Source organism: Streptomyces sp. 11-1-2 (assembly GCF_003595545.1).
GTDB classification, from domain to species: Bacteria; Actinomycetota; Actinomycetes; order Streptomycetales; family Streptomycetaceae; genus Streptomyces; species Streptomyces hygroscopicus_B.
In genome coordinates, this window is sequence record NZ_CP022545.1 from 11,459,737 (window position 1) to 11,486,340 (window position 26,604).

Sequence of the window (26,604 nt, forward strand, 5' to 3'; positions counted from 1 at the left end):
CTGGGAGCCTTCACCAAGGCGCAGCGGGCACGGATGCGTGACCAGTCGACCAACTGGCACCTCACCACCGTCACCCCCGGCAAGAAGTGGGCGCTCCAGGAGCTCGACGCGAGCGGCACTCCGGTCGGCGCGCCGCAGCAGGTCGTGGCACCGGCCCCACGCCTCGTCACACAATCCCTTCCAGCGGCGAAGCCGCACGGCCTCTACGAAGCGAAGGTCGCCACGAACACCCCGGCGACCGTGCGCTACGAGGTGACCGCGGGCGCACTGCCCGAGGGGTTGGTACTGAACCGGGATACCGGTGGCATCACCGGCGTCCCGAAGCGGGCGGGGAAGTCCGGGTTCACCGTCACCGCCCGCAACACCGGCGGACTGCCCGACGCCTCCGCCCACTATGAGATCACGTTCGACTAGGGCCTGTGTGATGTCGCGAACCATCGGATGCTCGTAAGCCTTCTTCTCAGGGATGAGCGCCTCGATATGGCGATTCCGCCGGGAGGCGCGGTTGGCGCCGGACGAGCCCCCCGAGCGTTGACAGGCTCCGCGCGATCCCTCAGCATCGGCACGACTGCGCGACTGTGTTCGTTCATGTTGCAGATTGCGCGCTTGACGGTCGATCCTCCCCACCTTCTCGGAGTCGACATGACACCCCTGCTCAAACGCAGACCAACTCTCCTTGCGCTCCTGTTCTTTGTGGTCGGCGCCCTCATCTATGGGCCCGGGCCCCATGCCCAGGCCGCCCCGAGCACATCCATCACGATCGACGGCAAGAAGCCCGGCCGCACCTTCGACGGAGTCGGGGCGATCAGCGGTGGCGGCGGCAACACCCGGCTGCTCATCGACTATCCGGAGCCGCAGCGCGGCCAGCTGCTCGACTACCTGTTCAAGCCCGGCTACGGGGCCGCCCTGCAAGTCCTGAAACTGGAGATCGGCGGCGACACCAACTCCACCGACGGCGCCGAGCCCAGCCACGAGCACACCCGGGGGCAGGTGGACTGCGGGGAGGGCTACGAGTGGTGGCTCGCCGAGCAGGCCAAAAAGCGCAACCCCGACATCAAGCTGGCCGGCCTCGCCTGGGGCGCCCCGGGATGGATCGGCAACGGCAACTTCTGGTCCCAGGACACGATCGACTACTACATGTCCTGGTTCGGCTGCGCGAAGAAGCACCATCTGGACATCGACTACATCGGCGGCTGGAACGAGCGCGGATACAACGTCGACTGGTTCAAGAAGCTCAAGTCCACGCTCACGGCGAAGGGTTACGACACGAAGGTCGTCGCCGCCGAGAGCGGCTGGGACGTGGCGGACGCGCTCAAGAACGACCCCGAGTTCAACGACGCGGTCGACGTCGTCGGTGTCCACTACCCCTGCGGCTACCAGACCGACTTCACCTCGTGCCCCAGCACCGACACCGCGCAGGACCTCGGCAAGCCGCTGTGGGCGAGCGAGAACGGATCCCTGGAAACCGACACCGGAGCCCCCGCGGTGGCCCGCGCCATCAACCGCGACTACATCGACGGCAAGATGACCGCCTACTTCAACTGGCCGGCCATCGCCGCGCTCTACCCGAACCTGTTCTTCTCGACCGACGGCATGTCGGTCGCGGCGCAGCCCTGGTCGGGCCACTACAGCATCGGCACGACGACCTGGATCACCGCGCACACCTCGCAGTTCACCAAGCCGGGCTGGCAGTACATCGACTCCGCGAGCGGCTATCTCGGTGGTGACCGGGCCAACGGCAGCCATGTCTCGTTGAAGTCGACGAACGACAGGGACTACTCGACGGTCATCGAGACCGTGGACGCCAAGGAGGACCAGACTGTGAACGTCGCCGTGGGCGGCGGCCTGTCGACCGGCACGGTGCACGTCTGGTCCACCGACGTGAAGTCGAACAGCACCGCGGACGACTTCGTGCGCGGCGACGACATCACACCGACGCACGGCACATACCGCCTGACCCTGAAGCCGGGACACCTCTACACGCTCACCACCACCACCGGCCAGGGCAAGGGCACCGCGAAGCCCCCGGCGGGCGCCGCGATGAAGCTGCCCTACTCCGACACCTTCGACAAACCCGGCGCGTCCACGAACGCCAGGTACTTCTCAGACATGAACGGGGCGTTCAAGACCGTGGACTGTGGCGGCGGCCGCGCCGGCACCTGCCTGCGCCAGATGGCCCCGACTCGCCCGATCCGCTGGACCGACGAGCCCTACTACGCGCCGTACTCGTTCATGGGCGACGGCTCGTGGACCAACTACACGGTCTCCGCCGACGTGCTGCTGGAACAGTCCGGCAGCGCCGAGCTCCTCGGCCGAGTCGGTATACAGGGCCGCAACAACAACGGCCTGGACGCCTACCACTTGAGGGTCGGTGACGACGGGTCCTGGTCGATCGACAAGAGCGACAGGACATGGAAGTACACGACCCTGGCCAAGGGGAAGACCGACGCCCTGGGCCTGAACACCTGGCACAAACTGTCGCTCATGATGCGGGGCACGAAGCTGACGGCGTCCCTCGACGGCAAGACTCTCGGCAGCGTGGACGACTCCACGTTCACCCGCGGCCAAGCGGGCCTCGGGGTGACCGGCTACCAGACCGACCAGTTCGACAACTTCAAGCTCACCGCGGGCACGGTGCCACGGCCTCGCACGGGTGAGGTCACGTCCGGCCTGGGCGGCAAGTGCCTCGACGACGCCCAGGGCACCACCGCGGACGCAAGCCGCATCCAGATCTGGGACTGCAACGGCTCCGACGCGCAGAAGTGGTCGTCGGACGGCAGCACGCTGCGCCTCGGCGGCCCGGACGGCAAGTGCGTCGAGGCCGACGCCAAGAGCACGCGGAACGGCACCCCGGTCCAGCTCGGGAAGTGCGACGGCGGCGAGAACCAGCGCTGGGTGCCACGCTCCGACGGAACCCTCTGGAACGCGGGCTCCGGACGCTGCCTCGACGTCCCGGGCGGCAACTCGGGCAACGGCGCGGTGCAGTTGGCCCTTTGGGACTGCAACGCCGGGGAGAATCAGCGGTGGACGCTGCCCTGAGGCATGTCTGGCAGGCCGGCATTCCGCGGCGGGATCTGCCCTCACCGTTCGGGAAGTGACAGACCGCCCCGTGTCTGTCATCGCAGGTGGGCGGCGGACGGCGCCTGGGAGAAGATCTTGGGTGCCGTCCAGGCCGCCGCCGAGGGGAGGCACGGACCGACTGGTCTTTGGTGAGCGCGGACTCCACCCGGTTCAGGCGCGGCCCGAGGACCCGTTCCAGCGACGGGTCCTCGGGCCGCGTATCCGGTTGGAGGTGCGGGTGACTTCGGCCGCGAGGTCCTGGTCGAAGGCCATCAGAACAGTCAGTTTGCCTCGCAGCCCCCCGATGTATCGCATCTATATCTCGGCGCTGGTGCGATTAGTTGTGTTTAACTTCTTGACGTGACTGCGACCAAACCACAGACTCTTCTGAGCCAAAGGCGCTTGAAGGCGAGGCGTCAGGAAGAGAGCCCGTCAGCGAGTGCTGGTGCGACCACCAAAAGTTTCTGGACTATGTGGGATCCCTTCAGGTGATTGAAGTTGATCACCGGCCAACTCGTTTCGGAACGGCAGCGAGGTGATGCCACCGCCCCGCGGCACTGCGGCTCAGAGGGATGAAGCGCAGCACGAACCTCCAAGAACGATCCCATCGAGAATGCTTGGAGCCCGCCATGAGATGTCGCCTGAGACTGCTTGCGTGTCTGCTCTTCTTGCTGTCCTTCGTCGCTCCCGCCGCGCCGGCGACAGCCGAACCCGCCTCCGTCAATGTGAAGCCCGCGGTGGTACCTGCCCTTCAGAAGTGGCAGGGCGGTACGGGCTCCTTCGAGTTGCGCCGACACAGCCGAATCGTGTTCGCCGGAAAACATGGCGACGGACTCCGCGACCGGATTGCCACGCTCCCGAACGAGATCGAGCAGGTGACGGGGCGGAAGCCGGACATCGCGCCCGGGGCCCCGCAGCACGGCGACATCGTGCTGGCGGTCGATCCCACACTGACCGAAGCCGAGGGCGGTGCCCGGTTCAAGGAGGAGGGGTACACCTTCACGGTCACCGACCGGAACGTGTGGATCACCGCACGGACCACGAAGGGCGTCTACTACGGCACGCGCACACTGCTGCAGATTCTGCTGCTCGACGACGGCCGCGACTCCGTGCCCGTGGGCACCGCCGTGGACTGGCCGAACTACAAGGTGCGGGGCTTCATGCTGGATGTCGGACGGCGCTTCTTCACCGCTGACTTCATCCGGGACTACGTGCGGCTCATGGGCTGGTTCAAGCTCAACGAGCTGCAACTGCACCTCAACGACAACGGGTTCAAGGGCGACAAGCCCTGGAGCGAGGTCCAGGCCGGCTTCCGGCTCAAGACCGACACCCCCGAACTGGCCGGGCTGGCCTCGAAGGACGGAGCCTACGACCGACGCGACTGGGACTCCTTCGAGGACACTGCGGCCGTCAACGGGGTCACGATCATCCCTGAGATCGATGCTCCCGCCCACTCGCTGGCGTTTACGCGGTTCCGGCCGTCGCTGGGGCTCAACAACGGCGACTCCGACCATCTGGACCTGTCGAAGCCGGAAACCACCGCGTTCATGAAGTCGGTGTTCGACGAGTTCGTTCCCTGGTTCCGCGGCCCGGATGTGCACTTCGGCGCCGACGAGTACACGGTGGACAAACCCCGCTACAAGATCTACTTCAACGAGATGGCGGCCCACGTCCGCGCGCTCGGGAAGCGTCCACGGGCCTGGGGCAGCTTGTCCGTCATGGCCTCCGACGCCGACGGCTACGACCGCGACGTCACCCTCAACAGCTGGAACAACCAGTGGTACGGGCCGCGGGCCGCCAAGCGGGACGGATACTCCTTCATCAACACCAACGACGACCTGCTCTACATCGTCCCGTTCGCGGACTACTACCACGGCCGTGGGCTGGACGGTAAGTATCTCTACGACCAGTGGGAGCCCAACGTCTTCCCGGACGATCAGGGCGTCGAACCTGGTGACCCTCAACTGCTCGGCGCCATGTCCGCCGTCTGGAACGACCTGACCGAAGCCACCTACGGCGAACTGGATGTGCACGGGCTGGTCGAGCCCACGTTCGGCGTGCTGGCCCAGAAGATGTGGAGCGGCGCCAAGTCCGGCGTACCGTACGACTCCTTCCTCGCGACCGTGCGCAGGCTGGGCGTGGGCCCAGGACTGACCAAGGTCGCCACGACACTGGCCACTGCGGCCGACGGAGAGGTGAGCCTGGGCAGACCGGCGACCGCATCCGCGGGCGCGGCGTGCGCGGCGTTCGACGGCGTGGGCACCACCAAGTGGGAGAGCGGACGAGGAGATGACGCCTGGCTCCGAGTGGACCTCGACCGTCCGGAGACGGTCAGCAAGGTCGAGTTGGACTGGGCGCCCGCGCACGGGCGCGACTACCAGATCCAGGTGTCAAGGAACGGCACGACCTGGACCACGGTCGAAGGTCGCACACGCCGCGAATCCGCGGGTTCCGACACGCTCACCTTCGATCCGGTCACGGCCCGGCACGTGCGGCTCATCGGGACCGAGGCGGGCCGGAAGCAGGACGGATACGCGCTGTGGAGCATGCGCGTGTTCGATGCACCCGACCTGGCTCTGCATCAGCCGACCACGGCATCGTCGTCCGAGGTGCCTGGCCTGGGACCGGAGAACGCCACCGATGGGGATGGAAAGACCCGATGGGCCAGTGCCTACCGGGACGACGAGTGGATCCAGGTGGACCTCGGCCGCTCGCAGACCGTCCGGCGCGTCCTGCTCGACTGGGAGACGGCATCCGCAGCGGACTACGACATCCAGGTCTCCGACGACGCGGAGAACTGGAAGACGGTGGCCGCGGCCAGAAGCAAGCCGACGGGCGCGCGTGTGGATGAATTCACCTTCGCGCCGGTGACAGGCCGATACGTGCGCATGCAAGGGATCAAGCGCACGTCCTCCTTCGGCTACTCGCTCCGGCGATTCGAGGTCCGAGCCACGAGCCCGGAGGCCGACGTCACCCATGAGGGCCGGCAGCACTGACCACCTGGGTTCACCCATGCCGTCGCGGACACCGGCGGAATCAGTACCAGCACCACCTTCGAACAGATCGACATGGAGGACTCATGGACAGGCGGAATTTCCTGATCGCCAGCGGTTTGAGTTCGCTGGCGACGATCACGGTTCCGGCGATGGCCGAGCCGGCGTCCGCGGCACAGGAGCCCAGGTCACTGCGGATCAAGGCGGGATTCCTGGCGATCGGCCTCGATCAGGCGGGTCAGGTGGCCAGTCTGGTGGACCTGCGCGACGGAACCGACTACGCGGCGGCGGATAGAAAGACGCCCCTGGTGTCTGTCGTGCTGGAGGACGGGAAGCAGGAAGCCCCAACCCAGGTGAGGGTTTCGCGACGAGACCCGCGGGTGTTGGTGTTCAGCAGCGACAAGGTGAGCGTCGAGGTGAAGGTCGTCACGCGTGCGACGTACTCGACGCTCGAGGTCACCGGTCTGGACGCCGCGTCGGGTGTGGATGTGCAGACGTTGCTGTGGGGGCCGCTGGCGGCACGTGTCAACCAAACGGTGGGTGAGGGTGTCGGCGTGGTCGGCGACGGCCGCTTCGTGTTCGGCATCCACCCGCTCAACGACAAGACCGTCGGTGCCTGGCCCAAGGAGTTCGGCTCGTTCGGGTTCGGCTCGGACGTCGAATCCAAGCCGTACGGGCAGGGCGGGACACAGAACGACTGGAGTGCCGCGGCGAAGACGTCGTGGGGCAGCATCCTGCGTGCCTACACCTACGACTACAGCAAGGTCCGGATCAGGGACGGTCAGATCCCGACCGGCCCGCTCCCGGGATCCGAAAGGAAGATCATCGGGTCGAAGCTGGCGGTGTTCGGCAGCGCACCGGATCTTGTGCTCACCGTGCTCAGCCAGGTCGCGCGGAGGGAGGGCCTGCCGTACCCGACCATCAACGGGCAGTGGCAGAAGGTGGCCGAGGCGACCCGGCAGCCGTTCCTGGTGCTGCACGATCTGAGTTCCGCGAATCTGGCCTCCGCCGTCACGTTCGCCCAGCAGGCGGGCATCAGGAACGTCTACTCCGTCGAGGGCGCCGCCGGGCCCTGGAAGTCGACCGGCCACTACCAGTTCAACAGCAACTTCGGCGGTTCGGACGCCGCCGCGACCCGGATGGTGACGACCGCCGCCGCCGGCGGAGTGCGGATCGGCGTGCACACACTGTCCAACTTCATCGCCTCCAACGACCCCTACGTCGTTCCGGCACCGGCCGACAAGCGGCTCACGACCGGCCGGACGGTGAAGCTGACCCGCCCCCTGGCCGCGACGGACACGATCCTGTACGCCGATGGCGACTCGGGCGGCGGCGGTTACGTCCTTGGTCACCGGCTGCGGCTGGGCGACGAGTTCGTCACGTTCTCCGGCGTGTCCCAGGCAGGCGCCGGCGAGTGGCAGTTCACCGACGTCAAGCGCGCGCAATGGGGATCCGTCGCGGCGTCCTACCCCAAGGGAACCAGCGCCACCCGGATCGCCGAGAACCAGTACGGCGGAGCACGAGGCGACCTGCCGATCATCGACGAGATCGCCACCCGGCTGGCCACGGCGTGCAACACCACCGGCATCAGGAACATCTCGTACGACGGACTGGAGGAGGTGGCCTGGAGCGGCTGGAGCGGGCAGGGTTACGCGCACCTGGTCAACGGCGTCCACCGTCGGCTGAAGTCCCGGGACGGCTTCATCGCCGAAGCCTCCAACCCGTCGTCCAATTCCTGGTGCGCCCAGTCGCGGGTCAGCTGGGGTGGCATCGGTTGGTCCGACTCCAACTACGACCAGGTGGCCAGGAACGTCAACTTCTACCGGGCCAACTACCTTCCTCTCATGGGAGGTTCACTGCCGATCAACGGCGACACGAGCAAGCTCGACGTCGAGACGAATCTGGCACGGGGCGCGTCGCTGGGCGTGAACTTCGGCTGGTTCGAGACGAACATGAACAGCTTGTCCAATGGACCCAACACCACGGCCATCCTCGCCGCTATCAAGACCTGGAACTCTGCCATCGCGGCTGGAGCCTTCACGCCCGCTCAACAGAAGCTCATGGCGGACCAGAACAAGCACTGGCACCTGAGTGAGGTGACCGCGGCCGAGCGGTGGTCGCTGCAGGAGATGGATGAGGACGGCAACCCGGTCGGCGCGGCGCAGGTGGTGGAGGCGCCTGAGCCCGGCTTCACCACGCCCGAGCCGCCCGATGGTCGCGTGGGTGAGTTGTACGCGTTCAAGGTCACCTCGAGCACACCTGGGACGATTCGGTACGAGGTCACATCTGGCAAGTTGCCGGCCGGGCTGAGCTTGAACAAGGACACCGGCGGTATCACCGGCGTCCCCGCCAGCGCAGGCGCGAAGAACTTCACCATCACCGCCCGCAACAGCGGCGGCGTCCCCGACGCAGCAGTGCGCTACCGTCTGAACGTCGCCACGCGTCGGACCCGTTGATGGCCGAGCCGACCTGACCGCGTGCGAATGGCCGCCCTCTCCATCGTGAGAGGGCGGCCATTCGCATGTCGGCGGCTCACCTGCAGCGAAGCACCGTCAAGGTCTCGTTCACGGCGCGGTCGCCACCCGGCAGGTGATCTTGGCGTCGGCGATGCCCCCACTGTTGCGGGCGGTGATGGTGAACTTGCGGGTGCCCTTGGTGGTGGGCACGCCCGTGATACCGCCGGTGTCCTTGTTGAGGGTGAGTCCGGGCGGAAGGCTGCCTGATGTGACTTCGTAGCGGATGGTCCGCGGCGTGCTCGATGTCACCTTGAACGCGTACAACACACCGACCTCGGCATCCGGCGGCTCCGGCGTGGTGAAGCCCGGCGTCGGAGCCTTGACCTGCTGTGGCTCGCCGATCGGCCGACCGGACGAGTCCACCTGCCGCAGCGACCATTCCTGATCCGGTGTCACCTGGCTCAAGTGCCAGTGCTTGTCCACATCGCCCAACTGCTTCTTCTGATCGGTGGTGAACGCGCCGACGCTGCGCGCGGACTCCCATGTCCTGACGGCTTGAAGCAACGCGGCGGTGTTCGCTCCGGACTCGAGAGACTGCACGCTGGTCTCGAAGTTGACGCCGGCGTCCAGGGACGCCGCGCGCGCCATGGTGTCCTCGATCTTCTGCAGGTTGTCGTCGCCGGAGATTCCCTGCTGGCCCATCATTCCCGGCAGATAGTTGGCGCGGTAGAACGTGTTGCTCCGAATGAGCTGGGCATGGTCCGTCCTGCCGATCTCACCCCAACTGGCCCGGGACTGGGCGTCCCAGGTGTTGGACGAGAGGTTGCTGCATTCGGTGACGAACTCCTTGGAGTCGAGCTGCCGGTAGACGCCGTTGACCAGGCGCGCGAAACCGTAGCCGCCCCAGCCGGTGTAGCCCGCCGATTCCAACCCGTCGTAGGACGTGGCCCGGATGCCGGTGTCGTTGTACGCGGTGGCCAGCCGGGTCGCGATCTCGTCGGTGATCGGCAGAGCGCCGATCGCGCCGCCGTAGCCGTTCTCGATGAGGCGGGCGACGCTGGTGGCGGCCGGATAGGACCGTGCCGTAGATCCCCAGTCCGCCCGCTTCAGGTCGCTGACATGCCACTCGGAGGCGCTCACCTTCGTCATGGCGCCGTAGGTGAGGAACTCGTCGCCGATACGCAGCCGATGCCCGTCGACGCCGGGCCCCAGCGGGCGGTCGGCGTCCACGTACAGAGTGGTGTCCGAGCTGCCGAGCGGGCGGGTCAGTTTGACGCTCCCTCCCACAGACAGCCGCGCATCGGCCGGGGCCTTCACATAGGGGTCGCGGGCGTCGATGAAGTCGGACAGGGTGTGTACCCCGACCTCGATTCCCTCCTTCGCCGCCGTGGCCACCAACTGGGCCGCCGCCGCGTCGGATCCGCCGAAGTTGCTGTTGAACTGGTAGTGGCCGGTCGACTTCCAGGGTCCGGCGGCGCCCTCGACGGAGTAGACGTTCCTGACCCCGGCCTGCTTGGCGAACTGGCCGGCGGCGGTGACGTTGGTCGTGGCGAGGTCGTGGAACCAGAAGTGGGATTGCGAAGTGCGGTGGGCCGCCTTCTGCCACTGGCCGTCGAGGGTCGGGTACGCCTGGCCGTGCTTCTTGGCGATCTGGCTCAGCACGGTGAGGGACAGCTCCGGAGCACTGCCGAACAGGGCGATCTTCGACCCGACGATCCGGCCTTCCGGTGCGGGCAGCGGCCCGAGCGGGATCTCGTACCCATTGGTGCGCTGCCGGACCCGCACCCGGCCGTAGTCGTAGGTGGCGGCCCGCAGAACGCTGCCCCACTTCGTCTTCGCGGCGACGTTGCCCGCCAGCCATTCATCCTTCTCGCCGGTCTGCAGGCCGTACGGGTTCCAGATGAGATCCGGGCCGAACCCGTAGGCCAGATGCTCGTTCGGCCACCCGCCCACGGTCTTGTCGTTGAGCGGGCGAACCCCCAAGAGGAAATCGTCGTCACCGACCACGCCGGCGGTCTCACCGATCGTCTGGGTGATGTTCGTCGGCAGCGGGCCCCACAGCAATGTCTGCACATCCACACCTGGAGCAGCTGTCAGACCGACCACCTCGAGTGTGGAGTGGGTCGCGAACTTGACGACCTTCACTTCGATCGTCACCTTCTCGCTGCGGAACACCAAAACTCGCCGGTCGCGCGGCGATACCTTCATCTCAGCAGGAACCTCATGTCTGCCATCGGCCACCACACTGACCAGCGGCACCGATGTGCCCGCCGCCAGATGGTCGGTGCCGCTGCGCAGATCCACCAGGCCGTTCACCCGGCCGGAGCCGCTGATACCCACCGACAGGAAACCCGCGGTGATCCGCTGTGGCTGGGACCCCCCACCGGAGGCTGCCGGCACCGCCTGAGCGGGGGCGCCGGTGAGCCCCATCGTTCCCATCGCCGTGATCGAACTCAGGCCACTGACGGCCAGGAAGCGCCGTCTATCCATATTTCCTCCTGGGTGAAGCGAATCTCGACGAAGCAGGTATGTGCTGATCTTTCGCGCTGGAGCCGCGAGGGAGCGGAATCTCGCGCCGGGAGGTGGATGACGAGCGGCGTCACCTACATAGTTCGCACTCTTCCAGGGGGGATGGGAGGCAGGAGGGATGGCGAGCTGGCACTTCTGAAGCCTCACCAGGAAACGGAAAGAGCATGCCTCTTCCGGGCAGACGCCCAGCGCAAGTGCGATCTAGGGTGCAGCCGACTGCAGGGTGAGTCAAGGCTTAGTTAAGATCTATCTGGGGAGTCGAGGCGTTTCTTGCGGTCTGGAACACGTGATCACTTCGCCGGCCACACATTTCGCCCATACAGAGCGCGATGGCTGGATCTTCCCGCCTCGCGTCGGCGGCGTCGGGTTCGGAGACGGAGGCCGCCCACCGGCCCCGTCTGCGAGGTCGCGGCGGAGGTGACGTGATCGACTCACCCGTCCGCCAGTCGGCCGGCGCGGCCTTGTGCTGATGTCTAGCATCTATGCCGCTGTTGCGAGATAGATAGGTGTGTTTCATCTCTTGACAATGTCGCGGACGGACTTCGATACTCAGAGCGCTTCCGACGGAGGAGCGCTCGGGGTGAGCGATCGCCCTCGAGCGCAGTAGGGCTCTCGGAAGAGTCTGAACCATGTGATGGATTCGGCGGACGGTTGGGAGCGTGATCCCCCACCTCGTCAGGGAACGACAAGGCAGCGACATGCCACCGCCTCCGACATCGACGGGTAGGGGAAGAGACGCATGACACGCAATCCGACACTCCTGAGGGGCGCCGCTCTCGCGGGTGCACTGATCCTGACCGGATGCACGGCCGGCGGCGCCGGTGGGAGTGCGTCATCAGGCGACAAGGTCACCCTGACCTTCCTCACCTTCGAAACGCCCAACCTCGACGCGAAGTACTGGGATGCGGCGATCGCCCGTGCCTCGGCGAAGGTGCCCGGAGTGACCATCAAGAAGCTCGTGTCACCCAGCGCCGACCGCACCGGATATGCGAAGCAGCTGGACAGTACGGGCCAGTTCCCGGACGTCATGATCGGCCTGAACCCTGCCGGATTCGCCGAGGCGGGCAAGTTGGCGCAATGGTCGGACAGCGAGCTGGCGAAGTACGTCGAGCCCCGCGCCAACACGTACGACGGGAAGGTCTACCAGCTGCCCTATGCCGCCCAGGCGACGTTCGTCTACTACAACAAGAGCGCGTTCGCCAAGGCCGGTATCGATGCCCCGCCCCGTACCTACGATGAACTGCTGGACGACAGTGCCAAATTGAAGGCAAAGGGAATCAGTCCGTTTGTGGTCGGCGGTGGCGGCAAGGACTCGTGGGCCGACATGTTCCCGCTGATCTGCACCGTGGCCACCGACGTCTACAAGAAGACGCCGGACTGGTTGTCACAGCGCAGCGCTGGAAAAGTCAAGTTCACCGACCAGGCTTTCGTGGCGGCTGCTCAGAAGGTCGCCGACCTGGCGGACAAGGGCTACATGGACCGGGCGGGGCTGTCACGCTCGTACGCGGACACCGAGCAGGCTTTCCGCGACGGCAAGGGCGCCATGTACCCGATGGGCAGCTGGTTCTCCGCCTCGGCCGACACGAAGAAGCCGAGCTTCGACACGGGTGTGTTCGCCTGGCCCACCGACCAGGGATCGTCGGCGCTTCCGGGCGTCACCGGCGGCGGGATGACGGTGAGCTCCAAGGCGCCGGATGTGAAGCTGGCGAAGAAATGGGCTAAGGCCTTCATGGAAGACGAGAAGAACCTCAACGCCGCCGTCAAGGCCGACGGGCTCATCATCGATATCAAGGGCTACACACCGCCGGACAACATGGGACCCGTCTACAAAGAGGGTCTGGCAGCGTTTCGGAACGCCCAAAAGTCCGATGGAGTCGTCAACTCGTTCTCCCAGGAGACCGGCGACGGCTCCTTGCCACCGGGTCTGGCCGACAAGGCCGCGGCAGGCGTTCAGAAACTCCTCAGTGGTGGTATGACAGCCGCGCAGTTCGGTGCCTACATGGACTCGCAGTGGGACAAGGCCACCCGGTAATGCGTATCCGTACCCTCACCCGACCAGAACGTTCTCCTGCCACGCCCGGAAGACCGGACGCTCCAGGAGAGCGGCAGTCTCCCACCGTCCCGAAGCGGTCGCCGCGACGGCCCCAGCGGTCACGCTCGCGAGACGGACTGAACCGATTCGCCGTCTTCGCGGCGCCTGGTCTGCTCGTCTATCTGGCTCTTGTGCTCGTGCCCATCGGCATCACCATCGGCTACAGCTTCACCAACAAGAACCCCTTCAATCCACCGACCCGGTGGGTGGGCCTGGACAACCTGACCAGCCTCGCCTCGGACGACGAATTCCTCACAGCACTGGGGAACACCGTCCTCGTCACCGTCATCGTGACCATCGTCACCAACGCGGGTGGGCTGGCGATCGCCATGCTCCTCGATCGACGCGGCTGGCTGTACAACGCACTCCGCAGCGTGTTCTTCGTCCCGGTCGTCCTCAGCGCCGTGGTGATCAGCGTCATCTGGCAGGCGATCCTCGTCGACGACGGCCTGCTCAATTCCATGCTGGGGCAGCTGGGGATGAGTGACCCGCCGGGTTGGCTCTCCGACCCGAGTCTCGCCCTCTACACGGTCGCGTGGGTCATCGCCTGGCAGGGGCTCGGATTCTGCGTAGTCATCTACCTGGCCGGGCTTCAAGGAATCCCACAGGAGCTGCACGAGGCGGCAGCGATCGACGGTTGCGGACCAATGATGCGGTTCCGCCATGTCACCTGGCCGATGCTGGCGCCCGCCGTCACCATCAACACGGTGATGTCGCTGATCGGCGGATTCAAGGCATACGACCAGGTCCAGGTCCTCACCAACGGCGGCCCCGGCCCCGGCACCACATCCACCCTCGCTTTTCAGGTGATTCAGACCGCATTCAACGGTAACCACGTCGGCTACGCCTCTGCGATGGCTGTGGCGATGCTGGCCCTGGTCGCGGCTGTTTCGGTGATCGCGCTCGGGCTGTTGCAGAAACGCGAGGTGTCTTCCTGATCATGAAAGAACCCAAGGCTTGGCTTCGTCCGGTTGTCGCGCTGCTCGCAGGCTTCCTGTTCTTCCTGCCGATCTACCTCGTGCTGGTCAACGTGTTCAAGGACGGTTCGGCGATCGTGTCGAACCCGGTGGGTCTCCCGATCCCGCCGACCTTGGACAACATCCAGGGCGTGCTGTCCCGACCGGACCATCTCTTCTGGTACGGGCTGGTCAACAGCACGGAGGTCACCGTGATCTCCATCCTCATCGTCACGGCGATCTCCGCCATGCTCGGGCACTACCTTGCGCGGTCGACCGGCGTCATGGCCAAAGTCGCCATGGTCACGCTGTTGTGCGGCCTCATGGTGCCGCCTGCGGTCATCCTCAGCCCGATCACCGAAGTACTCCGGGCTCTTGGCCTCATGAGCACCGTGCCGGGTCTGATCCTGGCGTACGTCGGCTACTACATGCCGTTCGGAGTCTTCGTTTTCGCCGGCTTCGTCAAGACGATCCCACGTGAAGTCGAAGAGGCAGCGGCCATCGACGGCGCCGGCGCATTCCGTGCCTTCTGGCAGGTGGTCTTCCCCCTGATGCGACCGGCATCGGCCAGCGTGCTGATCTTCCTCGGCGTCTGGATCTGGAACGACTTCCTCAACCCACTGATCATCCTGGGCCCGGCCACCGGCACCACGGTGACCGTCGGAATCTATCGCGCCATCGGCGAACACCAGGCGGACTTCGGCTCGGTCTTCGCCCTCATGTTCTTGGCGACGCTGCCCATCCTCGTGTTCTACCTGGCCTTCCAGAAGCAATTCGTCAAAGGCCTCACCGGTGGAGCGACGAAGGGCTGATGGGCCGAGCGGCTCCGGTCGGGGGACACCCCGCCCCGTTGTGCCGCCTCCCCATCGAGATGAAGGTTCGCGGGAGTGCGGCCGAGGCCCTGAACGAGAGGCAAACCTGAACTCATGCGCAGCACAGCACTCGGGCGCACCGCCACAGCGGTCGGCGAACTGTCGCTGGGCGCCGCTCCCCTCGGGAATCTGTTCCACGCGATCAGCGACGAGGACGCGGCCACCACCGTCGAAGCGGCCTGGGCCTGCGGGGTCCGCAGTTTCGACACCGCCCCGCACTACGGTCTGGGACTGTCCGAGCGCCGCCTCGGAGACGCCCTGCGCACCCGGCCGCGTGACCAGTACACGCTCTCCACCAAGGTCGGTCGCCTGTTGCGCCCACGTACCGGAGCGCAGGGTGACGACCGGGCGAACGGCTTCGCCGTTCCGGCCACCCACGAGAGGGTGTGGGACTTCACCGCCCGCGGTGTGCGCGTCGGCGTCGAGGAGAGCCTCATCCGGCTCGGCCTCGACCGGGTGGACATCGTCTATCTGCACGACCCGGACCACCATGAGCGGGAGGCTCTCGACTGCGCCTACCCCGAGCTGGAGCGGATGCGTGCGGAGGGCACGGTCGGGGCGATCGGCGTCGGTATGAACCAGACCAAGATGCCGACACGGTTCATCCGCGACACCGACATCGACGTGGTCCTGCTGGCCGGCCGCTACTCCCTGCTCGACCAGACCGGGTTGGCCTCACTCCTGCCACAGGCCGCGCGACGCGGGGTGTCCGTTGTGATGGGCGGGGTGTTCAACTCGGGTCTGCTGGCCGATCCCAGGCCGGGCGCGACCTTCGACTACGCCCCCGCCCCCCTGCGCATGCTGGAACGTGCCCTGGCGCTGAGAACCCTGTGCGAGGACTTCGAGGTCCCGCTGCGGGCAGCGGCACTGCAGTTCCCGCTCGGCCATCCGGCGGTCGCCGGTGTCCTGCTCGGGGCACGCACCGCCACCGAGATGGTGGACGCCGCCGCGATGATCAGCCATCCCATTCCCCCGGACATGTGGCTCGCACTGCGTTGCCGGGGCCTGCTGCCGTGGAATGTGCCGGTACCCGACCGGCGGCAGGACAACAACCGCCGCTGATGCCGACCGTGCCGTTCCGGCTACTCGCACTCGCTCATCCGGAAGGCGAAGCGCCCATGACCACCATCGACGCCCACCAGCACGTCTGGGACCTGTCGGTCCGCGAGCAGGACTGGATCATCGGACCCGAACTCGCGCCCCTGCGGCGCGACTTCGGTCTCGACGACCTGCGCCCGCAAGCCGCGGCCGCCGGTGTCGACGCCACCGTGCTGGTGCAGACCGTCTGCGTGCCCGAGGAGACACCCGAGTACTTGGCCCTGGCTGCCGACGACCGGCTGGTGGCGGGAGTCGTCGGCTGGACCGATCTGACCTCTCCCGCGGTCGCCGACGCTCTGGCCGAACTGCGAGCGCTGCCCGGCGGTGACCGCCTGGTCGGCATCCGCCATCAGGTGCAGAGCGAGGACGATCCGAACTGGTTGCTGCGCTCCGAAGCGGACCGCGGCCTGGCCGCCGTCGCATCCGCCGGGCTGGCCTACGACCTGGTGCCGCGCCCGGAGCAGCTGCCGTCAGCGGTGGCAGCGGCTCGCGCCCGGCCGGAACTCACCTTCGTCCTGGACCACTTGGGCAAGCCTCCCGTCCGGCCGCGCCGACAGGACAACTGGGCCGCGGATCTGCGAGCCCTGGCAAGCCTTCCCAACACGGTGGCCAAGCTCTCCGGCCTGGTGACCGAGGCCGACTGGCATGCGTGGAGCCTCACGGATCTGCGGCCGTTCGTGTCGGTCGCTCTGGAGACCTTCGGCCCGCAGCGGCTGATGTTCGGGTCGGACTGGCCGGTGTGCACGCTGGCGGCAGACTACGGGCAGGTGGTCGCCACCAGCCATGAGCTCCTGGCGGACCTGTCGGAGCACGAGCGGAAGGAGGTATTCGGCGGCACGGCCTCCCGCGTCTACCACCTCTGACAGGCAGCAGGCAGGTGGCAACAGGGAGGGGCGGACGCACCTGCGTCCGCCCCTCCCTGTTGCCACCTGCGACGTCACTCGAAGTAAGCGGAAGCCTGCCTCGCCGGCGTCCCGGCCGCCGGCGACGCTGTCGAGCGGCCGGCGGTCGGCGGCCGGTGCGGTGCGGCCTCACCCCTCGCGGATGGCCGGTGGAGGAGTCGTCACCAGCCCGGCTGGTCGAACCCGATGCCGGGGGCCGTCGGTGCCTGGACCAGCCCGTCGGCCCCCACCGCAGGCTCGCGCACCACGGGATTGGTGTACACCAGGGACTCGTAGTAGGTGGTGTTGGGTATCGCCATGCACAGATGGGCGTTGACCACTCCGGTGCCGTGCACCTCGGCCCGCAGCTGGTAGCTGTCGGCCAGATGCGCGATGCGCAGCGCCCCGGTGATCCCGCCCTTGTACTGCGCGCTGGTCCTGACCCGGCCCGCCGCGCCGGCCGCGATGAAGTCGCCGACGTTCATGTGCGCGCCGTCGGAGGTCTCCGCGACCAACAGCGGGACCTCGGCCCGCTCGGCCAGCCAGCGGTAGGCGGTCACGCTGAACTCGCGCATCGGCTCCTCGTACCACAGGTAGCCGGCCTCGGACAGCGCACGGCCGAGGTAGACCGAGTCGGCGAGGTCGAACCCGGCCGAACCGTCGTACATCAGCGGGACGTCGTCACCGACATGCGCCCGCAGCTTCCGGCACAGCTCCGCGTCCGCCTTCGCGTCGCCCCAGCCGTGCAGCTTGATGGCGACGTAGCCCAACTCCAGGCACTGGTCGGCCACATCGAGGTACTCCTCGACGCTGCCGAAGGTGACCGTACTCGCGTAGGCGGGAATGGCTTCGCGGTAGCCGCCCAGCAACTGGTGGACCGGCTGCCCGGCCACCTTGCCCGCCAGGTCCCACAACGCCACGTCGACCAGGCCGAGAGCATAGATCGGAAGCTCCTCGATGCGGTCCAGCTCCCACAGCCGATGCCACAGCAGCTCGCGCATCAGCGGATCGCGACCGGTCAGGTCCGCACGGATCCGCCGGTCAACCAGGTCGGAGACGATCAGTCCGCGCCGTGTGTGTGCCTCGCCGACGAGGCCCTCGTCGGTGTGGACGCGCAGGATTCCGCCCACCACCGCCGGCTCCGAGCCCGGCAGCCCGGCCCGCCACCGGAAGGGTGGCTGAGCGGGCAGGTCGACCAGTTCCACAGTCACATCGGTGATTCGCATGGATGTCCTTCACGGCTGGAGGCTCCGGGGCAGGAGCGGGTGTCGTCGCCGGGCTGGCGTCCCGCCCGGACGAGATGGTTGAGGATGGGTCGGGGTGCGACCTCGTACCCGCGTCCTGGCTGCGTCGCCCCGTCGTATGTTTCCGATACATAATTCGATTCTGGCTCAGTGAATCACATCCAAACTCTTGACGCCAGGATCCGGCAACCCCAGACTTTTCCCCATCCCGGTTGGGTTGTTGTGTCGGGGTGTCGTCGCGGGGCCGTGTTCCGGAGGCCGCCGTCGAACCCCCGTGCCTGAGGCGGACCTCCAGGAAAGTCAGCACAGTTCAGTCTCGTGAGATCTGACATGTGTCAGATCTATCCCCTCTACGTCATGTGCTCGTGACCGAGTAACCGGTCCTGCCCCGCCAGAGGAGTTCTCCGTGCAGAAGCGGCCGCATACCGCTGCAGGAACGGCTACAGCGGCGTTCCCCCTGGCCGTGGTGGCGCATCGGCCTGGGCGAGACCGTCATCGTCACCTGGCGGGTCACCCCGCCGACGAGCGTCGCGGCCACACGGATCAGCGTGCCGGGCGCAGGTGCCCCGTCGCGATGCCCCTGACCCCGCACCTCTGCTCCGCCGCCATCGGCTGATCCGGTGCGCCCAGGTCCGGCGCCTCGCCGCGCCGGACCTCGGGCCACAGACACCGACCGGTTCCACCACGGCACCACCGACGAAAGGAGCGGGGATGGCTGCGACACGAGCGGCGCCCGTGCAGGCGCCGACGCAACTCGGCAAGTACCGCGGTCCACGCACCGGATCACGCGCGGGCTGGACCTTCCTGCTGCGCCGCCTGGGGTTCTACCTGGTGACCGCCTGGGCCGCCATCACGCTGAACTTCCTGATCCCGCGATTCATGCCGGGCGACCCCGCGGTCGCGCTCATGAAGAACCTTCAGCAGGCCTCCGGCACCGTGCCGAACGCGGCGGCGATGCAGGCGGTGCGGATGTTCTACGGCGATCCCCAGCAGAACCTCCTCCAGCAATACCTGGAGTACTGGCAGAGCCTGGCGCACTTCGACTTCGGTCTCTCGGTGAGCCACTACCCGACCCCGGTCTCCGACATCGTGCTCGAGGCACTGCCGTGGACCGTCCTGCTGGCCGGCACCACCACCGTGATCGGATGGCTCCTTGGCACCTTGCTGGGCGCCTTCCTGGGGTGGAAGCCCGGCGGCCGGGCCGACTCGCTGCTGACCCCGGTCACTGCCTTCTTCTACTCGCTGCCGCCGTTCTGGCTGGCGCTCCTGGTGGTCTACGTATTCGGCTTCACCCTCGGCTGGTTCCCCCTCTCCGGCGGCTACGACCCGGACGTCCCGTTCCAGCTGAACAACCTGTGGTTCCTGCTCAGCGTGTTGCGCTACGGCGCGCTGCCGGCCTTCACACTGATCTTCATCGGGATCAACGGCTGGCTGTTCGCCATGCGCAACGTCATGGTCACCACCGTCGGTGAGGACTACGTGCTGCTGGCCCGCGCCAAGGGGCTGCGCCCGCATCGGGTGATGCTGCGGTACGCCGCACGCAACGCGCTCCTGCCCAACGTCAGCGGTCTCGCCCTGGCGCTCGGCAGCATCTTCGGCGGCGTCATCGTCGCCGAGATCGTCTTTACCTACCCTGGCCTGGGCTACGTACTGTTCCAGGCCGTCAGCAGCCACGACTTCCCGCTGATGCAGACGATCTTCCTGCTGATCACCCTGGGTGTGCTGGCCGCCAACCTGATCGCCGACTCGACCTACGTGCTGCTCGACCCGCGCACCCGGGAGCAGCGATGAGGCAGTTCCTGACCAATGGCAAGGTCCGCATCGGGCTCGCGGTCTTCGGTGCCTTCCTGCTGATCGCTCTCATCGGGCCGTGGCTGGTGAGTTCGGTCCTGGGCACTGACCCGCACCGGATCGACTACGACGCCCTGGGGGCGGCGCCCGGTGGGGAGCATCTGCTCGGCACCACCACCTCGGGCCAGGACGTGCTGGCCCAACTGATCACCGGTTGCCGGGGATCCGTCGCGGTGGGCCTGCTCTCCGGCGTCCTGGCCGTCGGGGTGGCCGCACTCGTCGGCGTGACCGGCGGCTTCATCGGCGGACGCACCGACCAGCTGCTCACCGCGGTCACCAACATCATCGCCACCCTGCCCAGCTTCCCGCTGATGCTGATCGTGGCCGGATACATGGCCAACGTGGGCCCGGTCGCCATCGCCCTGTTGATCGGGCTCTTCGAATGGCCCGTCTGCGCCCGCTATCTGCGTGCCCAGACCCTCTCGCTGCGCGGGCGTGACTTCGTCCAGGCCCTGCGCATGGTCGGCGAGAGCCGCTGGCGGATGGTGCTGGTGGAGATCATGCCGCACCTGACCGGCATCCTCTCCTCGCTGTTCCTGCGGGCCGTGGTGACCGGGGTGTTCACCGAGGCCGGGCTGCGCTTCCTGGGCATCGGCGGCGGTGACAGCGTCACCTGGGGCACCATGATCGCCTTCGCCCAGCAGCAGGAGGGCGTGGTGCGGGGCATGTGGTGGTGGTTCGCGCCGCCGGGCCTGTTCATCGCGCTGCTCGGGACGGCCACCGCACTGGTCAACTTCGGCCTCGACGAGATCGGCAACCCCGTACTGCGGCACAGCAGTCGAGCCGCGGTACGGCGCGCCACCGCACACATGGCCGCACGCCGGGACCGTACGAACACCGTGGAGGTTGCCTCATGACCGCCCGTCCCCTCGATACCGCCCGGTCGGTGAGCACGCCATCTTCCGCGCTGCGCGGTGAGCCGCTTCTCGACGTGTCGCGGCTGACGGTGGAGTACGTCACCGAGCGGGGGGCGGTAGCCGCCTGCAACGAGGTGTCCTTCACCCTGCGACGCGGCGAGATCCTCGGGCTGGCGGGGGAGTCCGGTTCCGGGAAGAGCAGCCTGATCACCGCGTTGACCAGACTGCAGCGACTGCCCGCGCTGACCACCGGCGGGGAGATCCGGTACCACACCCGCGATGGACACCTGCTCGACCTGGTCACCCTGGACGAACGCCGGCTGCGCCCACTGCGCTGGACCGAACTCGCGATCGTGCTGCAGAGCGCGATGGCCGCCTTCAACCCGGTGATGCGCCTCAAGGCGCAGTTCGCCGACGTGATGGTCGAGCATCAGCCCGGCATCACCAGGGACGAGGTGGCCGAGCGGACCGGCCGACTGCTGCGCATGGTGGGCATCGCGCCCGAACGCGCGCACTCCTACCCGCACGAACTCTCCGGCGGAATGCGCCAACGGGCCCTCATCGCGCTCGCCCTGGCATGCGAACCCGAGCTCGTCGTCATGGACGAACCCACCACCGCGGTCGACGTGGTGATGCAGCGTCAGATCCTGGCCCAGATTCTGCGCCTGCAGCGCCGACTGGGATTCGCCGTCGTCTTCGTGACCCACGACCTGTCCTTGCTGATGGAGATCGCCGACCGGATCGCCATCATGTACGCCGGCCGGATCGTGGAGATCGGCGCGCCCCAGCAGCTCTACACCGACCCCCTCCACCCGTACACCCGAGGTCTGCGCGACGCCTTCCCGCCGCTGCACGCCCCGCTGACGAAGCTGGCCGGAATCCCGGGCAGCCCACCCGACCTGCGAGACCCACCGCCCGGCTGCGCCTTCCACCCCCGCTGTGCCCAGCGCCTGCCGGAGTGCGAGCAGGTCCTGCCACGTCTGCACCAGGTCCTGCCGCAGCACGGCGAGCGGCAGGTGGCCTGTCTGCTGCACGATTCCATCGACCCCGACGGGGAGGCAGCATGACAACGACCGCCCCCACCTCCGATGCCACCGACGAGCCCGCGCTGCTGGCGGCGGTGGACGTCAGCAAACACTTCACCGTGCGCGATCAGTTGGGCCGCAAGGCCACCGTGCGTGCCGTCGAGCACGCCTCAGTGGCGCTGCACCGCGGGCGCGTGGTGGCCCTGGTGGGCGAGAGCGGCAGCGGGAAGACCACGCTGGCCCGGATGCTGGCCCAGTTCCACCCCGTCAGCTCCGGGGAGATCCGGCTGGCAGGGCACCGCGCACCGCCCGCCGGGCGCGGCTATTTCCGCCAGGTGCAGCTGATTTTCCAGGACCCGTTCTCCTCGTTGAACAACCTTCACCGGGTGCGGCATATCCTCGGGCGAGTCCTGCGCGTCCACGGCCACGCTCACACCCGCGCCGAGGTGGCGGAGCAGGTGCTGTCGCTGCTGAACCGGGTCAACCTCACCCCGGCCGAGGAGTTCATCGACAAGCGTCCGCGCGAGATGTCCGGGGGCCAGCTGCAGCGCGTGGCCATCGCCCGGGCACTGGCGGTGCGCCCGACGGTGCTCCTCGGCGACGAGCCGATCAGCATGCTGGACGTCTCCATCCGCCTCGACGTGCTCAACCTGCTGGCCCGGCTGTGCGACGAAGAGGGCCTGGCCCTGCTCTACATCACCCACGACATCGCCAGCGCGCGCTACCTGTGCGACGAGGTACAGGTGATGTACGCCGGGCAGACGGTCGAGGGCGGGCCCAAGGAAGCGGTGATCCAGTCTCCCAAGCACCCCTACACCCGCCTGCTGATCGACTCCTCGCCCGACCCCGACCGGACCGGACGCGGCCTGCGTGACCAGGACGACGCCGAGGACCTGGGGGAGCCGCCCAACCTGACCGCGCCGCCCGACGGATGCCGGTTCCACCCCCGCTGCCCGTTCGCCATGGACGATTGCCGGCGCGCCTTCCCCGACCGCACCACCTTCGCCGACGGCCAGTGGGCGCACTGCTGGCTGCACCAGCACGGCCGCTCGGCCGAGCTCGACAGGACAACCTCAAAGGAGCTTCCATGAAGCGCTTGATGGCTGTGGCCGCCGCGGTCCTGGCCACCGCGGTGCTGGCCACCGCCGGTCTGCTGACCGGGTGCAGCACCGCCAAGTCGGACGGGTCCGGAGCCAAGGCCACGAGCACCGTGCGTCTCACCACCCACCCGACGCAGGCCTTCCAGGCCGGATGGAACCCGTTTGCCGCCCAGCTCAACGCCGGAGTGTCCTTCTTCTACGAGCCGCTGATGCGGGTCAACGCCCAGAATCCCTCGCCACAGCCGTGGCTGGCGGACTCATGGAAGTTCAGCGACGGCGGGAAGACCCTCACCTTCCGACTGCACCCCGGAGTGAAGTGGTCGGACGGGAAACCGCTCACCGCCAAGGACGTGAAGTTCAGCTTGGAAGTGCCCCTCGAACACCCCGAGTTGAACCTCGCCGGCGCGCCCTACACCTCGGTCGACGCACCCGACGCGAACACCGTGGTGGTGCAGTACCCGAAGGTCGGCTACAGCGACCTCGGCTCCTTCAAGAACCGCAACATCTACCCCCAGCACATCTGGGCCGCCCGGAACCTGAAGACGGACCAGAACCTCAAGCCGGTCGGCAGCGGCCCGGTCACCCTGGACTCCTTCAGCCCGCAGCAGATCACCCTCAAGATCCGCAAGGACTATTGGAACGGCTCGTTCCCGGCCGTCAAGAAGGTCGCCATCGTCGCGGCGCAGGAGTCCAGCACTCGCAGCCTGCTGCTGAAGGACAAACTCGACTGGAGCACCATGTCCTGGCAGGGCGCGGAGAAGAACTACGTCGCTCTGGACCCCGAGCACCACAAGTACCAGGTCTACCCCCTGCTGGGGTCCGAGGGCGTGCTGTTCAACATGAAGAAGGGCCCGACGACCGATGTGCACGTCCGCCAGGCCCTGACCAAGGCGGTCGATGTGACCAAGGTGCTCAAGGTGATGGGGACGGGGCAACCCGCGGTCAACCCGTCCGGCCTGAACAACCAGGTCGGTGCCGCCTGGCTGCCCGCCGACCTCGCCGGCAAGACCCTCGAGCAGGACGCGGCGGGTGCCCGCGCCGAACTGGCCGCCGGGGGCTGGAGCGTGCGGGGCGGCAAGCTCAGCAAGGACGGCAAGAGCTATCCGCTGACGCTGAACGTCTACCAGCCCTACGCGAACTGGGTGGACATGGGCACCGCCCTGAAGGACCAGTGGAAGTCGGTCCTGAGCCTGGACGTCACCGTCAACAACATGCCGGAGGCCACCTTCACGCAGAAGGAGCCGGTCGGTGACTTCTCGATGGAAACCGCGTTCACCCCGCCCTCCGCCGACGGCAGCATCTTCGGCGCTCTGAACGCCTTCAGCAGCGACTACTACACCCCGCTCGGCAAGTCGGCCGCCAGTAACTTCGGCCGCTTCAACGACCCCGACTACAGTGCGCAGATCGTGAAGATGGCCACCGTCGACCCCGCCGACACCGCCCGGCTCAAGAAGCTGGCCGGCCCGGCGCTGAGGATTCTCGCCCGGCAGGCGCCGTTCATCCCGATCGGTGGCTCGGCCTCGTTCGTCGACATCAACTCCAGCCACTTCACCGGCTGGCCGACCCCTGAGACCGCCACGTACACGCCGTACACCTCCGCCGGTCCGGACACCACGCTGACCTTGCAGCGTCTGCGCTCGGCCTCCTGAAAGCCCGGCGGGGCCGACGGGGGAGAGGCCGTCGTCCGCCCCGCCGCCACGACCCCTGTCACCACCTGACCACCGGGAACAGTTGTGACCAATCCGCGCCCCGCCGCCGAACTGACCGTGACCGACCACGGCTTCCTGCGCGCCGGCCGCCCCCACCAGATCATCTCCGCCGCCATCCACTACTTCCGGGTCCACCCCGAACTGTGGGAGGACCGGCTGCTCCGCCTGCGCGCCATGGGCGTCAACACCATCGAGACCTACATCGCCTGGAACCTGCACCAGCCGACCCCCGGCCGAACCGACTTCTCCGGTCAGGCCGACGTCACCCGCTTCATCCGTACCGCCGCACACCTCGGCCTGGACGTGATCGTGCGACCCGGCCCCTACATCTGCGCCGAGTGGGAGTTCGGGGGCCTGCCGGCCTGGCTCCTCGCCGATCCCGCGCTGCGTCTGCGCCGCACCGACGAGCGCTATCTGGCCGCCGTGGACGCCTGGTTCGACGAACTGACCCCGGTCCTGCGCCCGCTCCTTGCCAGTCAGGGCGGACCGGTGGTCGCCGTCCAGGTCGAGAACGAGTACGGCAGTTACGGCACCGACACCGCCTACCTCGACCACCTGCGGCGGGGCTGGATACGACGCGGCGTGGACTGCCTCCTGTTCACCGCCGACGGCGCCACCGACGGCGTGCTGCGCGGTGGTGTTCTGCCCGGCACCTTGGCCACCGCAACCTTCGGCTCGCGGCCGAAGGAGGCGCTCGCCGCGCTGCGCCGCCACCAGCCGACCGGCCCTCGGGTGTGCTCCGAGTACTGGCATGGGTGGTTCGACCACTGGGGCGAGCACCACCACGTCCGCGACCCGCACGAGGCCGCCGCGGAACTGGACTGGATGCTGGCCCAGGGCGCTTCGGTCAACATCTACATGGGCCATGGCGGCACGAACTTCGGCTGGTGGAACGGTGCCAACCGCGATGAGTCCGGCTACCGGCCCACCTGCACGAGCTACGACTACGACGCGCCGGTCGGCGAGGCAGGGGAGCTGACCGAGAAGTTCCACGCCTTCCGAAACGTGATCGAGCGGTACCGCGGCCCGGTCGGGCACGAGCCGCCCGCGCGGCCCGACCGGCTCGCCCCGCAGACGGTGCGCCCGAACAGTGCGGTGCAGCTGCTGAACTGCCTGGACGCGCTGTCCACCCCGCGGCACCGGCTCTCGCCCGAGCCGATGGAGGCACTGGGCCAGTCACTCGGACTGATCCACTACCGTACACGGCTGCGCGGCCCGTTCCCCGACTCGACCCTGCGCGTGCACGGCCTAGCCGACCGCGCTCAGATGTTCCTGGACGGTGAGTTGCTCGGCATCCTGGAGCGTGACGGACCGTTGGACGCGCTGCCGATCAGCGTCCCCGAGACCGGCGCCGAGCTCGACCTGCTGGTGGAGAACATGGGGCGGGTCAACTACGGCCCCTGGCTGGAGGATCGCAAGGGCGTCAGCGGCGGGATCCGGATCGACACCCAGTACCAGTTCGGCTGGGAGATCCGCCCCCTCCCGCTGACCGATCTGAGCGCCCTGCGATTCGGGGCGGCCCAAGTCGCCGAAGGCCCGGCGTTCCACCGGGCGGAGGTGGAGATCCCGGCCCCGGCCGACGGTTTCCTCGCCCTGCCGGGCTGGACCAAGGGCCAGGTCTGGCTCAACGGCTTCGCCCTCGGCCGCTACTGGGACCGCGGCCCGCAACGCACCCTTTACGCCCCTGCGCCGGTGTGGCGGGCCGGTCGCAACGAACTCGTGATCCTCGAACTGCACCGGCCGGGCGAGCGGATCGAGATCCACGACATGGCGGATCTGGGCCCCACAGGCTGAGCCGCCGCCCGACCAGGTGGCTCCGGCCCGGCCCCCTTCCGGACCGGAGCCACCTTGCCCTGGCGCGCTCGGCACCAGGGTCACCAA

Annotated in this window: 17 protein-coding genes; 15 read left to right on the forward strand and 2 right to left on the reverse strand. The window is 67.6% G+C overall.

Annotated features, from left to right (window positions below):
* The first annotated feature begins 33 nt into the window (after positions 1 to 33).
* The 4 genes from CGL27_RS52905 to CGL27_RS48810 all read left to right on the forward strand — a co-directional run bounded on the left by CGL27_RS52905 (position 34) and on the right by CGL27_RS48810 (position 8,509).
* On the forward strand, positions 34 to 414 hold the full coding sequence (locus CGL27_RS52905; RefSeq protein ID WP_240450912.1) for an Ig domain-containing protein: 381 nt from the start codon (positions 34 to 36) through the stop codon (positions 412 to 414).
* Positions 415 to 642: 228 nt separating this feature from the next.
* Entirely contained in the window at positions 643 to 3,039 is a 2,397-nt protein-coding gene (locus tag CGL27_RS48800) for a ricin-type beta-trefoil lectin domain protein (protein ID WP_119994094.1), read from the forward strand.
* Between the two features lie 650 nt (positions 3,040 to 3,689).
* Positions 3,690 to 6,056, forward strand: a complete 2,367-nt coding sequence (locus tag CGL27_RS48805; protein ID WP_119994095.1) for a discoidin domain-containing protein — start codon at positions 3,690 to 3,692, stop codon at positions 6,054 to 6,056.
* Between the two features lie 83 nt (positions 6,057 to 6,139).
* Complete coding sequence (locus CGL27_RS48810) at positions 6,140 to 8,509, forward strand: Ig domain-containing protein (RefSeq protein ID WP_119994096.1); 2,370 nt, start codon at positions 6,140 to 6,142, stop codon at positions 8,507 to 8,509.
* Positions 8,510 to 8,617: 108 nt separating this feature from the next.
* Here the strand turns inward: CGL27_RS48810 and CGL27_RS48815 are convergent, their stop codons facing one another.
* Positions 8,618 to 10,999 carry an Ig domain-containing protein gene (locus CGL27_RS48815; RefSeq protein WP_119994097.1) on the reverse strand — a complete coding sequence of 794 codons (2,382 nt, stop codon included), beginning with the start codon at positions 10,997 to 10,999 and terminating at the stop codon, positions 8,618 to 8,620.
* 778 nt (positions 11,000 to 11,777) lie between these two features.
* Here CGL27_RS48815 and CGL27_RS48820 point away from each other — a divergent pair.
* The 5 genes from CGL27_RS48820 (at position 11,778) to CGL27_RS48840 (ending at position 16,919) form a co-directional block, all read left to right on the forward strand.
* Complete coding sequence (locus tag CGL27_RS48820) at positions 11,778 to 13,070, forward strand: extracellular solute-binding protein (protein ID WP_119994098.1); 1,293 nt, start codon at positions 11,778 to 11,780, stop codon at positions 13,068 to 13,070.
* A 191-nt stretch (positions 13,071 to 13,261) separates the two neighbouring features.
* Positions 13,262 to 14,068, forward strand: a complete 807-nt coding sequence (locus CGL27_RS48825; protein WP_119994099.1) for a sugar ABC transporter permease — start codon at positions 13,262 to 13,264, stop codon at positions 14,066 to 14,068.
* 2 nt (positions 14,069 to 14,070) lie between these two features.
* A complete protein-coding gene (locus CGL27_RS48830; RefSeq protein WP_078646594.1) occupies positions 14,071 to 14,898 on the forward strand; it encodes a carbohydrate ABC transporter permease in 828 nt (275 codons plus the stop codon).
* Positions 14,899 to 15,012: 114 nt separating this feature from the next.
* On the forward strand, positions 15,013 to 16,020 hold the full coding sequence (locus CGL27_RS48835) for an aldo/keto reductase (RefSeq protein WP_119994100.1): 1,008 nt from the start codon (positions 15,013 to 15,015) through the stop codon (positions 16,018 to 16,020).
* A 56-nt stretch (positions 16,021 to 16,076) separates the two neighbouring features.
* Positions 16,077 to 16,919, forward strand: a complete 843-nt coding sequence (locus CGL27_RS48840; RefSeq protein WP_119994912.1) for an amidohydrolase family protein — start codon at positions 16,077 to 16,079, stop codon at positions 16,917 to 16,919.
* Positions 16,920 to 17,119: 200 nt separating this feature from the next.
* Here CGL27_RS48840 and CGL27_RS48845 read toward each other — a convergent pair whose 3' ends face one another.
* Positions 17,120 to 18,163, reverse strand: coding sequence for an enolase C-terminal domain-like protein (locus CGL27_RS48845; RefSeq protein ID WP_078646597.1), 1,044 nt, complete (start codon positions 18,161 to 18,163; stop codon positions 17,120 to 17,122).
* 729 nt (positions 18,164 to 18,892) lie between these two features.
* Between CGL27_RS48845 and CGL27_RS48850 the strand changes: the two genes are divergently transcribed.
* The 6 genes from CGL27_RS48850 to CGL27_RS48875 all read left to right on the forward strand — a co-directional run bounded on the left by CGL27_RS48850 (position 18,893) and on the right by CGL27_RS48875 (position 26,517).
* Positions 18,893 to 19,972, forward strand: a complete 1,080-nt coding sequence (locus tag CGL27_RS48850; protein WP_119994101.1) for an ABC transporter permease — start codon at positions 18,893 to 18,895, stop codon at positions 19,970 to 19,972.
* A complete protein-coding gene (locus tag CGL27_RS48855) occupies positions 19,969 to 20,889 on the forward strand; it encodes an ABC transporter permease (RefSeq protein WP_119994102.1) in 921 nt (306 codons plus the stop codon). The genes CGL27_RS48850 and CGL27_RS48855 overlap by 4 nt, the downstream gene beginning before the upstream one ends.
* Positions 20,886 to 21,956 carry an ABC transporter ATP-binding protein gene (locus CGL27_RS48860; RefSeq protein ID WP_119994103.1) on the forward strand — a complete coding sequence of 357 codons (1,071 nt, stop codon included), beginning with the start codon at positions 20,886 to 20,888 and terminating at the stop codon, positions 21,954 to 21,956. Before CGL27_RS48855 ends, CGL27_RS48860 begins: the two co-directional genes overlap by 4 nt.
* Positions 21,953 to 23,005, forward strand: a complete 1,053-nt coding sequence (locus tag CGL27_RS48865; protein WP_119994104.1) for an ABC transporter ATP-binding protein — start codon at positions 21,953 to 21,955, stop codon at positions 23,003 to 23,005. The genes CGL27_RS48860 and CGL27_RS48865 overlap by 4 nt, the downstream gene beginning before the upstream one ends.
* The gene (locus CGL27_RS48870; RefSeq protein ID WP_119994105.1) at positions 23,002 to 24,663 is read left to right on the forward strand and encodes an ABC transporter substrate-binding protein; all 1,662 of its coding nucleotides are present in this window, start codon (positions 23,002 to 23,004) and stop codon (positions 24,661 to 24,663) included. The genes CGL27_RS48865 and CGL27_RS48870 overlap by 4 nt, the downstream gene beginning before the upstream one ends.
* 84 nt (positions 24,664 to 24,747) lie before the next feature.
* Entirely contained in the window at positions 24,748 to 26,517 is a 1,770-nt protein-coding gene (locus tag CGL27_RS48875) for a beta-galactosidase family protein (protein ID WP_119994106.1), read from the forward strand.
* Positions 26,518 to 26,604 lie beyond the last annotated feature (87 nt).